Source organism: Tepidiforma thermophila (genome assembly GCF_002563855.1).
In the GTDB taxonomy this organism is placed as follows: Bacteria; Chloroflexota; Dehalococcoidia; order Tepidiformales; family Tepidiformaceae; genus Tepidiforma; species Tepidiforma thermophila.
Genome location: NZ_PDJQ01000001.1, coordinates 946,509 through 960,133, shown reverse-complemented (window position 1 = coordinate 960,133; position 13,625 = coordinate 946,509). Strand labels below are relative to the sequence as shown.

Annotated in this window: 14 protein-coding genes; 10 read left to right on the top strand and 4 right to left on the bottom strand. The window is 70.6% G+C overall.

The genetic code is table 11. The annotated features are described in order from the left end of the window. Window positions 1-28 precede the first annotated feature (28 nt). Together A9A59_RS04575 and A9A59_RS04570 are read left to right on the top strand one after the other, a co-directional pair. Window positions 29-1,543, top strand: a complete 1,515-nt coding sequence (locus tag A9A59_RS04575) for an alpha/beta fold hydrolase (protein WP_098503154.1) — start codon at window positions 29-31, stop codon at window positions 1,541-1,543. 68 nt (window positions 1,544-1,611) lie between these two features. Beyond that, complete coding sequence (locus A9A59_RS04570; protein WP_098503153.1) at window positions 1,612-2,364, top strand: tyrosine-protein phosphatase; 753 nt, start codon at window positions 1,612-1,614, stop codon at window positions 2,362-2,364. Window positions 2,365-2,375: 11 nt separating this feature from the next. On the opposite strand, the gene lepB is transcribed toward A9A59_RS04570, so the two are convergent. Next, window positions 2,376-3,335: a signal peptidase I gene (lepB, locus tag A9A59_RS04565; RefSeq protein ID WP_098503152.1), complete on the bottom strand. Its 960-nt coding sequence runs from the start codon at window positions 3,333-3,335 to the stop codon at window positions 2,376-2,378. 141 nt (window positions 3,336-3,476) lie between these two features. After that, window positions 3,477-4,328, bottom strand: coding sequence for an enoyl-CoA hydratase/isomerase family protein (locus A9A59_RS04560; protein WP_165772497.1), 852 nt, complete (start codon window positions 4,326-4,328; stop codon window positions 3,477-3,479). A gap of 328 nt (window positions 4,329-4,656) precedes the next feature. Here A9A59_RS04560 and rplJ point away from each other — a divergent pair, with 328 nt between their 5' ends. Both rplJ and rplL read left to right on the top strand, forming a co-directional pair. After that, a complete protein-coding gene (gene rplJ, locus A9A59_RS14000) occupies window positions 4,657-5,181 on the top strand; it encodes a 50S ribosomal protein L10 (RefSeq protein ID WP_165772496.1) in 525 nt (174 codons plus the stop codon). A 42-nt stretch (window positions 5,182-5,223) separates the two neighbouring features. After that, window positions 5,224-5,619, top strand: a complete 396-nt coding sequence (rplL, locus tag A9A59_RS04550; protein ID WP_098503150.1) for a 50S ribosomal protein L7/L12 — start codon at window positions 5,224-5,226, stop codon at window positions 5,617-5,619. A gap of 81 nt (window positions 5,620-5,700) precedes the next feature. Here rplL and A9A59_RS04545 read toward each other — a convergent pair whose 3' ends face one another. Together A9A59_RS04545 and A9A59_RS04540 are read right to left on the bottom strand one after the other, a co-directional pair. Continuing rightward, window positions 5,701-7,419, bottom strand: coding sequence for a cation:proton antiporter (locus tag A9A59_RS04545; RefSeq protein WP_098503149.1), 1,719 nt, complete (start codon window positions 7,417-7,419; stop codon window positions 5,701-5,703). A gap of 88 nt (window positions 7,420-7,507) precedes the next feature. Next, window positions 7,508-8,542: a zinc-binding dehydrogenase gene (locus A9A59_RS04540; protein WP_278286792.1), complete on the bottom strand. Its 1,035-nt coding sequence runs from the start codon at window positions 8,540-8,542 to the stop codon at window positions 7,508-7,510. 105 nt (window positions 8,543-8,647) lie between these two features. Here A9A59_RS04540 and rdgB point away from each other — a divergent pair, with 105 nt between their 5' ends. The 6 genes from rdgB to cimA all read left to right on the top strand — a co-directional run bounded on the left by rdgB (window position 8,648) and on the right by cimA (window position 13,591). Next, on the top strand, window positions 8,648-9,271 hold the full coding sequence (gene rdgB / locus A9A59_RS04535) for an RdgB/HAM1 family non-canonical purine NTP pyrophosphatase (RefSeq protein WP_278286791.1): 624 nt from the start codon (window positions 8,648-8,650) through the stop codon (window positions 9,269-9,271). Continuing rightward, a complete protein-coding gene (locus A9A59_RS04530) occupies window positions 9,268-9,777 on the top strand; it encodes a hypothetical protein (RefSeq protein WP_098503146.1) in 510 nt (169 codons plus the stop codon). The genes rdgB and A9A59_RS04530 overlap by 4 nt, the downstream gene beginning before the upstream one ends. Before the next feature lie 44 nt (window positions 9,778-9,821). Next, entirely contained in the window at window positions 9,822-10,745 is a 924-nt protein-coding gene (gene lipA / locus A9A59_RS04525; RefSeq protein ID WP_098503145.1) for a lipoyl synthase, read from the top strand. Between the two features lie 37 nt (window positions 10,746-10,782). Further along, window positions 10,783-11,457, top strand: coding sequence for a sensor histidine kinase (locus A9A59_RS04520; protein WP_098503144.1), 675 nt, complete (start codon window positions 10,783-10,785; stop codon window positions 11,455-11,457). A gap of 5 nt (window positions 11,458-11,462) precedes the next feature. Continuing rightward, window positions 11,463-11,816: a response regulator gene (locus A9A59_RS04515; RefSeq protein WP_098503143.1), complete on the top strand. Its 354-nt coding sequence runs from the start codon at window positions 11,463-11,465 to the stop codon at window positions 11,814-11,816. A 191-nt stretch (window positions 11,817-12,007) separates the two neighbouring features. Further along, on the top strand, window positions 12,008-13,591 hold the full coding sequence (gene cimA, locus A9A59_RS04510; RefSeq protein ID WP_098503142.1) for a citramalate synthase: 1,584 nt from the start codon (window positions 12,008-12,010) through the stop codon (window positions 13,589-13,591). Window positions 13,592-13,625: the final 34 nt, after the last annotated feature.

Below are 13,625 nucleotides of genomic sequence, written 5' to 3'. Positions count from 1 at the left end.
GGCGGCCGGGAGCACCTAGAGTCAGCCCATGCCGCTCTACGGCGAGCCGGGGCAGCGCATTGCATACGAGCGGTATCCCCACCCCGGGGATGGACCGCCGATCTATCTCCTGCACGGGTTCACGGCGAGCGCGGCGTCGTTCGCAGCAAATGTTGCGGCGCTGCGGGAGCACTTTACGGTCGTGACCGTGGAGCTGCTGGGGCACGGGGGTTCGGATGCGCCGGACGACCCCGCGCTGTACGGGCCCGGCCCGGCGGTGGAGCGAATCCTTGGGCTGATGGATGCGCTGGGCGACGAGCGGGTGCTGCTCTGCGGGCATTCGCTGGGCGGGGCGGTGGCGGTGCGGTGCGCGCTGGCGGCGCCGGAGCGGTTCGCGGGGCTCGTAATCATCAACTCGGCGTCGGCGGCCGGGACGCCGGCATGGGCGGAGGCGGCGCGGGCGGGGATGGCGGAGCTGGCGGCGCGGGTCCGGGCCGAGGGCACGGAGTTCCTGAAACGGACGCGGCTCTACCCGGCGCATGGCCGCCGGCTGGACCAGCGGTCGCGCGAGCTGCTGACGCGGGACTTCGACCGGCTGACGCCGGCGGGGCTGGCCGGGACAGCGGAAGGCCTCATCCCCTTCGTCAACGCGTTCGAGCGGCTGCCTGAGCTGCGGGTGCCGGTGCTGGTGGTGGCCGGGCAGCGGGACCGCGACTTCATGGAGGTGCTGCCGGGATTCCTGGCGCAGCTGCCGCCCGGGCTCGCGCGGGTAGTGGACCTGCCGGAGGCGGGGCACGCGGCGAACCTCGAGCAGCCGCGCGAGTTCGAGGCGGCGGTGGTCGCGTTTGCGCGGGAGATCGGGTACCTGCCGGCGGGGGACAGCGCAGGGCCGCGGAGCGCGTGGAGTTCGAGCACGCTGAGCGTGGCGGGCGGGCTGCTGGTGGCGGCGGGGCTGGGGATGATCGCGGCAGCGCTGATTGTGGCGCAGGTCGGGAAGGACGGCGGACGGACTTTTGTGGCGGCCGAGCCGGAAGCGACGCCGACGGCGGGATTCACGCCGGTGACGGCGGTGGCGGGGACACGGACGGCGATTCCGCTGCCGGCGGGCGGGGTCGCGACACCGACGCCGGCAGCGACGGCGGCGGGGACCGCCGAGGTCCCGGGCGCCCCTGCGACCGCAACGGCAACCCCGACACCGCGGACGGCCGGGCAGGCCCCGGCGCCAACCGCGACCCCCGCGGCCACGGCTACGGCGACGCCGACGCCGGCACCGACGGCGACGCCGACGGCAACAGCCACGCCGACGGGCCCCTATGCGGCGATTGCGGGGCCGCTGCGGGTCGGTGTAAGGGAATCGGCGACGTACTTCGATGCCTCGCGGCCGGTGCCGCTGCGGGTGACGTGGGTGACGCCCTCCGGGACGGTGCGGGATGTGCATGGGGTGACGGTCACGTTCCCTTCGGAGGGGTGTTTCGCGGTGACGATGGAGGCGGTATTCCCCGACGGGGTGACGCGGACAGCGGTGGTGAACGTGGCGGTGGGGGACGCAACCTGCGGCGGCTGACGGGCGCGGCGGCCGGATGTGAACGGCCTGTGAACACGCGGGCGGTTCGAATCCCGTAGATTGTGGGTATGCACGATACGGCGATTCCCGGTGACCTCGAAGGCGTTCACAATTTCCGGCCCGTGGGGCCGTACCGCGTGGCAGGCGGGCGGACCATGCGGCCGGGGCGGCTGTTCCGCTCGGGCGCGCTCGAGCCGATGACGCCGCGCGACCGGGAGGTGCTGGAGCGGGTGATCGGGGTGCGGACGATTCTCGACCTGCGGCACCCGGACGAGCTGGCGATGGCGAACGGGCCACACCCACTGAGCGACCGGGTGGTATGGCTTTCGATTTTCCGGGAGGAGTGGCGGCAGGAGGACCTGATTGCGGAGCTGAACGGCCTGTACGGGCAGGGGCCATCGCCGCAGCGGTACCTGCACTACCTGGAGATCGGCGGGGACCGGCTGGCGCGCGCATTCGAGCTGTTCGCGGAGGAGCCGCGCTACCCGTTCCTGGTGCACTGCACGGCGGGCAAGGACCGGACCGGGGTGCTGGTGGGGATGATTATGGACGTGCTTGGGGCGGACCCGGCGGACATCGCCCACGAATACGGGCTGAGCGACGCGAGCATCGACCGGCTGCTGGCGTACCTGCGGGCGAGCGGCCGGCAGCTGGAGGGGACGGAGGAGGAGATCCGGGCGCGGCTTTCGACGCCGCCGGAGCGGATGGCGGGGTTCATCGAGCTGCTGCACCGGGAGCACGGCGGCGCGGAGGCGTTCTTCCGGAAGCAGGGCGTGAGCGAGGCGACGATCGACCGGGTGCGGGAGCTGCTGACTATCTGAGGCCGGGGGCGTCAGTCTTCGGCGCCGGCCAGGCGGGGCGCCTGGTTCGGGGCGAGGCCGAATTTCTCGCGCGGCCACCAGGTGAGGAACGCCTTTCCCACGATGTCGTTGACGGGGATGGGGCCAAAGACGCGGCTGTCCTGGGAGTGGTTGCGGTTGTCGCCCATGACGAAGTAGCTGTCCGGCGGGACGACGACGGGCGCCATGTCGCCGAGGGGGACGGCGCCACCGGCGAGGTATGGCTCGATCAGGCGGCGGCCATCGATGTAGACGACGCCGCCGCGGATTTCCACGGTCTCGCCGGGGAGGCCGATGACGCGCTTGACGAGGTCGCGGTGGACGCCCGAGGGGTGGTGGAAGACGACGATGTCGCCGCGTTTCGGCGCATGGAAGAGGTGGCGGCGTGCGGGGGGGCCGGGGTCCCAGCCGGGGACGTAGCGGGCGAGGGCCTCGACGTCGACCCGGGTATAGACGAGGGAGTTGACGAGGAGGAACTCGCCGTCTTCGAGGGTGGGATACATGGAGGTGCCATCGACGCGGTAGTGCTGGACGCTGGCGCGGACGGCGAGGAAGACAAGGGCGGCCAGCAGGAGGGTCTCGACGACTTCGCGGATGATCGGCACCGCGCGGCTGCGGCCGGCAGCGGCGGGCGGGGCCACGGGGGCGGGTTCGAGTGGGGGGGCCGGAGATGCGGGAACGCGGGGCGAGGCATCGGCTGTGCCGGGAGGGAGGAAGGGGCCGGGAAGGGCGGAGGGGTCGCGGCCGCTGGGGCCGTGCTGGGGCGCCCAGCGGCGGGGGTCGCGGTAGAGCCAGTCGAAGGCGGGAGGCGGCAGGCTGCCGGGGTCGGCGGCGCGCGGCGCAGCGGAGGGCAGCCAGGTGCCGGAGGGGTCGGCGGCCGGTTGCTCGTCGTCGCTGGCCGGGCGAAGCGATGGCCAGTTGAGGCGCCGCTGGGGCTGCGGGGCTTCGCCCATGGTCACATTACGCCACATCGGACCGCACCCGGCCACCCCGGCTGTCAACGGGAAGCGACCGACCCTTTCACCTGATGGTTCGGCACCGGGGCAGGCCGGGCGCAGATTGTTTCGCTCGAAATGATTGCCGGCGGAGCGGATTCAGCGGTCTTCGAGCCAGGCGTTGAAGCGGGGCGTGCGGCGTTCGCGGAAGGCGGCGACGCCCTCGCGGGCGTCGGGGTGGTGGTCGCTGATGGCGGTCCGGGCGGCGATATCTTCGAGGGCCTGGGCCCAGGTGCTCTCGGCGGCGAGGTAGAGGGAGCGTTTGAGGAGGCGCATGGCGACCTGGGGGCCTTCGGCGAGTTCGCGGGCGAGTGCCATGGCGCGGTCCATGAGTTCGGCGGGCTCGCAGAGCTCGTGGACGAGGCCCAGCTCGAGGGCTTCGGCGCCGGAGACGATGCGCTTGCGCATGAGGAAGTCCATGGCCCTGGCGATGCCGAGATGCTGGATGAGGAGGGCGTGGCCGCCTTCATCGGGGAGGAGGCCGAAGCGGAGGGTGGCGCTGCCGAGGCGGGCTTCGGTGGAGGCGATGCGGAAGTCGCAGGCGAGGGCGAGGGAGAGGCCGGACTGGATGGCGACGCCGTTGATTGCGGCAATGGTGAGCTTATCGAGGTTGCGGATGGCGGTGTTGAGCGACTGGGAGAGGACGCGGAGGCCGTTGTAGGTGCCGATCTCCTCGCGGTGGCCGGGGAAGATCTCGGGGACGAGGGCCGGGCCCTCGGGGAGGGGGCGGCCGGTGATGTCATCGCCGGCGCAGAAGGCGCGGCCGCTGCCGGTGAAGAGGAGGACGCGGACGTGGTCGTCCATCTGGGCCTGGGTGATGGCTTCGATGAGGTCGCGCTTGATGGGCTGGGCGAGGCCGTTGAGGCGTTCGGGCTGGTTGAAGGTGATGATGGCGATGCCGGGCGGTTCGAGCCGGATATCGAAGCCACGGAAGGAGCCGGTGGGGAACATGGGCGCCTCGGGAGGGGGAGTGTGCGGAGGGAGTGTACAGGCCGGCGGGCGGGCCTGTGCTTGTCCGTTGGGGGTGATGCGGATAGGGTATGGAGGACAGTCGAAGAGCCTGAGACCGCAGGTCCCAATGCGACGCGTCCCGGCCGGGGCGCGGGGAGAATGCCGAAAGGCGCCTGCCGAGGCGGAGATGCGATGCGCATGCCGGCGCGAGGGCGCTGGCGTTTGCAAGGGGTGTCCCTGCCGCGGCGGCAGGGATTTTTCGTTTCTGCGGGTTCGGGTGCAGCCCTGTGCGGGGGAGACCCCGCCACCAGAGAGGAAGGAGGTCGGTATGCCGACTCCACGGAAGGTCGCGATGCTCGCCGAGGTGAAGGACCGCATAGCGCGGGCCTCGGTAGCGGTGAGCGCCGACTATCGTGGGCTGACGGTCGCGCAGATCACGGAGCTGCGCCGGGCGCTCCGGCCGACGGGCGCAGAAGTGAAGGTCGTGAAGAACACGCTTGCGGCGATGGCGGCGAAGGAAGCTGGCCGGGCCGAGATGGCGGAGATCGTGAAGGGGCCGACGGCGATGGTCTTCGGCTTCGACGACCCGATCGGGCCGGTTAAGGCGTTCACGGAGCACCTGCGCAGCAAGCGCCTGAACATCGAGGTGCACGGCGGCTGGCTGGAAGGCCGGGTGCTGAGCCGGGCCGAGGTTGAAAGCCTCGCGACGATGCCGCCGAAGGAGCAGCTGATTGCGGATGTGGTGAGCAAGCTGCAATCGCCGCTGTACCAGTTCTCGGGGCTGCTGCAGTCGACGATTCGGAACTTTGCCGGGCTGATCGATGCCCGGGCCAAGCAGCTGGAATCGGCCTAGGGCCGCCAGCGACCCTGTACACGGATACCAAAGGAGAAACAGATGGCTTCGAAAGTCGAAGAAGTGCTGGAAATCATCAAGGGGATGACGATCCTCGAGCTGCGCGACCTGAACAAGGCGATCGAGGAGGAGTTCGGCATCACCGCGGCGGCGCCGATGGTGGTCGCAGCGGGTGCGGCGCCGGCGGCGGGCGCGGCCCCGGCGGCTGCGGCCGATGAGGAGAAGACGGAGTTCAACGTCATCCTCAAGAGCTTCGGCGACAACAAGATCAACGTCATCAAGGCGATCCGCGAGGTTATCAGCGGCCTCGGCCTGAAGGAGGCGAAGGACCTCGTGGAGGCGGCGCCGACGAAGGTGAAGGAAGGCGTCGGCAAGGAGGAGGCGGAGCAGATCAAGGCGAAGCTGACCGAAGCCGGCGCGGTCGTCGAAATCGAGTAGCGGCCCCGGCAGGGGGACAGCGCAGCGGGCCCGGCATCTGCCGGGCCCGTTTCCGTGCCGCGCGGCCGACGCCGCGCTGGTTCAAATTGGGTGGTCGAAGGCCTCGGCCTGGTAGTGGATATCGCGGACGGCGTTGGAGAGGTGGAGCGCCTCCTGGGGGTCGAAGCCGAGGTAGACGAGGGTCTGGCGCATGATTTCGAGGCCGCCTTCGTACTCGGGGACGATGACTTCGTTGGCGCCGAGTTCGCAAAGGGGCCGGATTTCGCCGCCGGCGCGGGCGCGGACGATGATGGGGACGGCGGGGTTGAGGGCACGGGCGGCGGCGGTGGCGACGAACGCAGCGCTTTCTTCCGGGACGGTGATGACGACGGAGCGGGCGTGTTCGATGCCGGTCCGCTCGAGGACTTCGCGGGTGCCGGCATCGCCCCAGATGGTGGGGATGCCGGCGGCGTTCAGGGCTCGGGCACGTTCGAGGTTGATTTCGACAACGGCAAAGGGGATGCCGAGCTGGCTGAGGGCGTGGCCGGTGAGTTCGCCGACGCGGCCGTAGCCGATGACGACGACGTGGTCGGAGCGGGGGACCTGCGGCTGGGGGATTTCGCCCTGGCGGTCGATGAAGCGCCAAACAGGGCCGAGGCGGCGGAGGACGGCCTCGATGGGGTCGAGGGTGCGGAAGGCGATGGGGTTGAGGATGATTGAGATGGCTGCGACGGCGAGGATGATGGCGTAGGTCTCTTCCGTCATGAGGCCCTCGCGCATGCCTTCGGAGCCGACGATGAAGGTGAACTCGCCGAGCTGGGCGAGGCCGGCGCCGACGACCAGTGCGGTCCGGCCGGAGAAGGGGAAGGCGGCAGCGGTGACGAAGGCGATAGCGGCGTTCACGAAGAGGACAGAGAGGAGGATGGCGAGGAAGAGGAGTTTATTGGCGCGGACGACGTCGGGGTCGAGGAGAATGCCGACGGAGACGAAGAAGAGGACGGCAAAGGCGTCGCGGAGGGGGACGACATCGGCGGCGACCTGGTGGGAGGTTTCGGTTTCGGAGACGGCGACGCCGGCGATGAAGGCGCCGAGGGCGATGGAGAGCCCGAAGGCGGCAGCGCTGGCGGCGATGCCGAGGGCAGCGGCGACGAAGGCGAGGACGAACAGTTCGCGGGAGCCTGTACGGGCGACCAGGGAAAGGAGGCGAGGAAGGAGGCGGGCCCCGATCACAAGCATGATGACGACGAAGACCGCGCCGCGGCCGAGGGCGAGGAGGACGTTCTGCCAGAGGGGGCCGTTATCGCCGTGGCCGAGGGAGGGGAGCATGGCGAGGACGATGACGGTGATGATGTCCTGGGCGATGAGCCAGCCGATGACGACGCGGGCGTGGATGGTGCCCATGAGGCCCTGGTCTTCGAGGGTGCGGATGAGGATGACGGTGGAGGCGATGCTGATAGCGAGGCCGAGGACGAGGGCTTCGCGCCAGGGGAGGCCGAAGGCGAGGCCGATTCCGGTGCCGACGGCGGTGGCGGCAAAGACCTGGATGAGGGCGCCCGGGATGGCGATGGTGCGGACAGAGAGGAGGTCGCGCAGGTTGAAGTGGAGGCCGACGCCGAACATGAGGAAGATGACGCCGATGTTGGCGAGCTGCTGGATGGCGGCGGAGTCGGCCTTGTAGCCAGGGGTGGCGGGTGAGATGAGGAGACCGGCGGCGAGGTAGCCGACGATGGGAGAGAGGCGGACGAGGCGCGCAGCGAAGCCGCCCACGGCAGCCAGGCCGAGGGCAATGGCGATGGACGTGATGAGCGAAAAGTCTTCCACGTGGGGATGCGTAGCCTAGCAGGGTTCTCCGCTGCAAGCTGCGCAGGGGCGCTCCGGCCGACGTGACCCGAGGGGCGACGGTGGAGGGTCAGGCAGGGCCGGGGACGAGGACAACCTTGCAGTCGCGGGGGTCGGCGAGGGCCTCGAAGGCGGCGGGCAGCTCCTCGAGGGTGACCGTGCGGGTGATCATCGGGGAGGTATCGATCGCGCCAGTGCCGAGGGCCTGGAGGGCTTCGGCATACTCGGCCGGGGTGTAGCCGAGGACGAATTTGAGGGTGAGCTGCTTGTTGATGCCGACGAGGGGCAGGATGCGGTCTTCCTGCATGCAGACGCCGACGACGATGACGCGGCCCATGCGCTCGACGAGGTCCATGGCCTGCTGGAGGGTGCCGGGGACGCCGATGCATTCAAAGACGACGGGCGGGGCCTGGCGGCCGGTCGCGGCCTGGATGGCCTCGAGGACGTGGGTTTCGCGGGGGTCGATGACGAGGTCGGCGCCGAGGCGGCCGGCGAGGGCGCGGCGCTCGGGGGAGAGCTCGGAGACGGCGACGTGCTGGACGCCTTCGTGCTTGAGCCAGAGGAGGGTCATGAGGCCGATGGGGCCTGCGCCCATGACGAGGGCAGTTTCGCCGGGCTGCATGCGGGCTTCGCGGACGGCGTGGAGGCCGACCGCGCACGGTTCGGTCGTGGCGGCGACGGTGTCGGGCAGGGTATCGGGGACGCGGAGGAGGAGCGGCGCGCTCATGAGCACGTATTCGCCGTAGGCGCCGGGGTACCTGGCGCTGTAGCCGATGGCGGCCATGCCGGTGGGTGAGGACGGGTCGACGAGCACGGGGATGGAGGTGACGCGGGTGCCCGGGGCCCAGGCTTCGGCGCCGGGGCCTGCTTCGACGACCTCGGCGACAAACTCATGGCCCATGATGATGCCGGCTTCGGCGGCGGCCGCGTCCCACTCGGCGGAGCCGGAGCGGCGGGCAGCTTCGATCATGTCGTCGAGGTACTTCGCGGCGTGGAGGTCGGAGCCGCAGATGCCGCAGGCGCGGACGCGGGCGAGCACCTGGCCGGGGCCTGGCCGGGGGGTTTCGACGGTTTCGACGGCGAGCTGCCTGCCGCGGAGCACCATGGCGCGCATGAGATGGTTTGCCTCGTGCGAAGTTTCGCGGGCGGGAATGTACCACAGGGCGGCGGACGTTTGCCGGCGGCGGGTGCCGTCGGGGACACTCTTGGCGTGGCGAAGGAGCCGGGACTGCGGCGGATCGTGCTGGCGACGAACAACCCGGGGAAGGTGCGGGAGTTCCGGCGGCTGCTCGAGCCGGCCGGGTGGACGGTGCTGACGCCGCGGGAGCTCGGGGTGGAGTTCGCGGTGGAGGAGGACGGGGCGAGCTATGCGGAGAACGCGGTGAAGAAGGCGCAGGCATGCGCCGACGCGACGGGGATGCTGGCGCTCGCGGACGATTCCGGCATTGAGGTGGATGCGCTCGGCGGCGGGCCGGGCATGTACTCGGCGCGCTTCGGCGGGCCCGGGCTGGACGATGCGGGGCGGACGCAGCTGCTGCTCGAGCGGCTGGCAGGGGTGCCGGACGAACGGCGGACGGCGCGCTACCGGGCGGTGGTCGCCCTGGCGTGGCCCCGGGCCTCGGGCCGGCCGCCGGTCACCTTCGAAGGGGTGGAGGAGGGCAGGATCGGCACGGCGCCGCGGGGCGAGCGGGGGTTCGGGTACGACCCGGTGTTCGTGGTGGAGGACGGGCGGACGCAGGCGGAGCTGACCGACGAGGAGAAGGACGCCATCAGCCACCGGGGGAGGGCGGTGCGGGCGGCGATCGCATGGCTGGAGGCGGAGGGCGAGCGGTGAAGGGCAGGGCGGTGCTGGCGGCGCTGGGGGCGGCGGCAATCCTGGCGGGGTGCGGCACAGCGGATGCGAACTTCCCGGCCGAGACGGTCTGCCCCTCGCCGCAGGCAGTGCCGACGAGCCGGGCGACACCGGGGACGGTCTCGCCGCAGGCGTTCGTGGGGCGGGTGCGGGCAGGCGCGGCGGAGCTGCGGCGGGCGCGCGAGGAGCTGCGGGAGGTGTACCCCGACGACAGGTTCTACCGGCGGGATGCCTTCCGGCCGGATTTCGCGGCATACGCGGATCGGACGCTCTGCCTTGCGCGGGAGCTGCGGGCGCTGCAGGCGCCGACGGAGCGGCTGGCGGCGTGGAAGGCGCGGGTCGATGCCGCGCTGGACGAGCTGGCCGCGCACACGGCTGCAGGGCGCGAGGCGGTGCGGCGGCGGAACGTTTCGGAGTACCGGGAGTGGTACCGCGGGGCGGACGCGAAGATCGAGGCGGTGGAAGCGGCGGCGATGGCGTCGCCGTGAGGCGGCCGCCCGCAGGGGGCCGGCGGGCATGCTACGCTCGAGGTATGGAACGGGCGTCGGCGCGGCCGCCGTGGCTGAAGGTCCGCTTCCCGGCCGGGGGCCGGTTCGGGGAGCTGGTGGCGCTCATGCGCGAGAGCGAGCTGCACACCGTGTGCGAGGAGGCGCGCTGCCCGAACATCGGGGAGTGCTGGAGCCGGGGCACAGCGACGTTCATGATCCTCGGCGATACGTGCACGCGGTCGTGCGGGTTCTGCGCGGTGAAGACCGGCCGCCCGGGCACGCTGGACACGGACGAGCCGCGGCGTGTGGCGCTGGCCATCCAGCGCATGGGGCTGCGGCATGCGGTCATCACGAGCGTGAACCGGGATGAGCTGCCGGACGGCGGGGCGCGGATGTTCGCGGAGACGATCCGGTGGGGGCGGCGGCTCTCGCCGGGCACGACGTTTGAGGTGCTCATCCCGGACTTCAAGGGGGATGAGGCGGCGCTGGCGACGGTGATGGCAGCGCGGCCCGAGATCCTGAACCACAATACGGAGACGGTGCCCCGGCTGTACCGGACGGTGCGGCCGCAGGCGGTGTATGAGCGGTCGCTGCGGGTGCTGCGGCGGGCGAAGGAGCTCGACCCGGGCACCCTGACGAAGAGCGGGCTGATGGTGGGGCTGGGGGAGACGCGGGAGGAGCTGCTGGCGGTCTTCCGGGACCTGGCGGCGAACGGGGTCGACATCCTGACGGTCGGCCAGTACCTGCAGCCGACGCCGGCGCACCTGCCGATCGGGCGGTACTACGAGCCGCGGGAGTTCGAGGAGCTGAAGGCGGAGGCGCTGGCGATGGGGTTCCGGCACGTGGAGGCGGGGCCGGTCGTGCGGAGTTCGTACCACGCGGAGGAGCAGGCGGTCGCGGCGCGTGACGCTGACGCGGATGCCGGTATGATTCCGCTGACAGTGCGGGGGCCGGAGGCGCCGAGGTAGCGCGGGGCCCCCAGGGAGCGCAGCCCCAGGGGGATGCATGACCGAGGAGTGGCCGCAGGAGCCGGATGCCGAGACGCTTCGCCGGGAAACGATGGGAGCGTTCGCCCACGAGATCCGGACGCCGCTCACCTCGATCCGGATGGTGATGGAGCTGGCGAAGCGGAATGCGGACACGGAGGGCGGGCTGTACCTCGACCGGGAGCTGGCGGAGATGCTGGCGGCCTCGGTGGACGACCTCCAGCAGCTGGCGGATGACCTGCAGGAGATGTCGCGGCTGGAGCGGGGGAAGCTGGCGCTGGCGCCGGGGCCGTGCGATTTGGCGGCGGCGGTGAGCGCGGCCGGTGAGCTGCTGGGCGGCTCGCCGGCGATTGAAGGCGAAGCGCCGCCGACGGTGGAGGGGCCGTGGGATGCGGGGCGGCTGGTGCGGGCGCTGGCGGGGCTGGCGCGGTCAGCGAATCGGATGGGGGAGGGGAGCGGCACGGTGCGGCTGACCTGCCGGGTGGAGCCGGGGCAGGCCGTGGTGGAGTTTGCGAGCGGCACGCCAGACGGCGAGGCGCGGCCGATTGCGGCGGACGCAGGATTTGCGTTTTTCCGGGCGCGACAGCTTGTCGTGGCGATGGGCGGATCCGTACACTGCGAACGTCGCGAACGTTTCGCCAGGGTAGCGGCAGTGCTGCCGCTGGGCGGGCCCGGAGGCCGTGGAGGTGGCTGACCCCAATGAAAATCCTGCTCGCGGAGGACGAGCGGACGATCTCTCGCCTGATTCGGCAGGTGCTGACGAATAACGGGCATGAGGTGACGTGGTGCGCCTCGGCGCGGGAGGCGGTGGAGCTGCTGGAGCGCGAGCGGTTCGACCTGGTGCTGCTGGACCTGCACCTGGCCGATGGCGACGGGATGCGGGTGGTGGCGGCAATCGAGGCGGCCTCGGAGCCGGGGCCGCCGGTAGTGCTGATGACGGGGGAAGGGGTGCTGGACGCGGACGACCCGCGCACGCGGCGGGTCGCGACGGTCCTGCCGAAGCCGTTCGATTTGGGCGAGCTGGAGCGGGCGGTGAATGCGTTTGTGGCGTGATTACCCGGCGAACGGGAAGCCGTGCTAGCATGGGTGCCATGAAACTGGCCAGCCGGCCCGAGGTGAGAGCCACCCCGCGTCCATCGCGCGGGGTTGCGATTTAGCGCCTTTCCCAACCTCCCCTGTTCCGACCCTGTCCCGATTGCTGCTGAGCGTTCCTGCCGCACCCCTGAGTTGGAGAAAGGATTTCTATGCCCACCGACCGTGTACAGCTGTACGACACGACCCTGCGCGACGGGTCCCAGATGGAAGGGATCTCGCTCTCGGTGGAGGACAAGATCCGGATTACGAAGAAGCTCGACGAGCTGGGCTTCGAGTGGATTGAGGGCGGTTTCCCGGGTTCGAACCCGAAGGATGCGGAGTACTTCCGGCGCCTGCGGGAGGTGAAGCTGCGGAACGCCAAGGTGAGCGCCTTCGGCGGCACGCGGAAGCCGAACACGACGTGCGAAACGGACGCGAACATCCAGAGCATGGTGGCGGCCGATACGCCGGGTGTGACGCTGGTGGGGAAGGCGAGCCTGTACCAGGCGACGGAGATCCTGGAGACGACGCCGGAAGAGAACCTGGCGATGATTGCGGACACGGTCCGCTACTTCAAGCAGCTCGGGAAGACGGTCTTCTTCGATGCGGAGCACTTCTTCGACGGTTTCTACGGCGACCCGGACTATTCGCTGCAGTGCCTCGTGACGGCGGCGCGGGCGGGCGCAGATGCGCTGGTGCTGTGCGATACGAACGGGGGGATGACGACGCGGCGGATGCTGCAGGCGATCGAGGCGGTGCAGCAGCGGATCAAGGACGTGCGGCTGGGCATCCACCTGCACAACGATGCGGGGCTGGCGGTGGCGAACTCGCTGCATGCGGTGGAGGCCGGCGTGTGGCAGGTGCAGGGCTGTGTGAACGGCTACGGCGAGCGGTGCGGCAACGCGGACATCCTCACCATCGCGGCGAACCTGAAGCTGAAGTACGGCATCGATGTGCTGGACGACGAGCAGCTGGCGCGGCTGACGGAGGTGGCGAACTACGTGGCCGAGCTGGCGAACATGGCGCTCAATCCGCAGACGCCGTACGTGGGGGCATCGGCCTTCGCGCACAAGGCGGGCTACCACGTGGCGGGGATCATCAAGGACGAGCGGGCGTACCAGCATGTGGACCCGGCGCTGGTGGGCAACCGGTCGCGGGTGCTGGTCTCAGAGCTTTCGGGGCAGCGGAACCTGCTGGTGAAGCTGAAGGAGGCGGGCCTCGATTTCCTGTCGCAGGAGGAGATCAGGCGGCTGCTGGAAGTGGTGAAGGAACGGGAGGCCCAGGGGTACCAGTACGAGGGCGCGGAGGCGAGCTTCGAGATGCTGGTGCGACGGAGCCTGCCGGGCTACCAGCCGCCGTTTGAGCTGGAGGATTTCGTGATTGTGGAGCGGCGGCGGGTACGGAAGGGCGACGGTGCGAATGAGATGCTCGCCGAGGCGATGGTGAAGCTGAACATCAACGGGGAGACGGTCCACACGGCGCACGAGGGGAACGGCCCGGTGAATGCCCTGGACGGCGCAGTACGGAAGGCGCTCAACCCGCTCTTCCCGCAGCTGGAGCAGGTGAAGCTGGTGGACTACAAGGTGCGGATCCTGGACAGCCAGTCGGCGACGGGGGCGCGGGTGCGGGTGCTCATCGAGAGCACCGACGGGACACGCCACTGGACGACGGTGGGCTCATCGACGGACATCATCGAGGCGAGCTGGCTGGCGCTGGCCGATGCGCTGGAGTATGCGCTGACGACCGAGGGGTGAGCGGCGGGATGCCCGGTGCGGTAGGCTGAGGCCC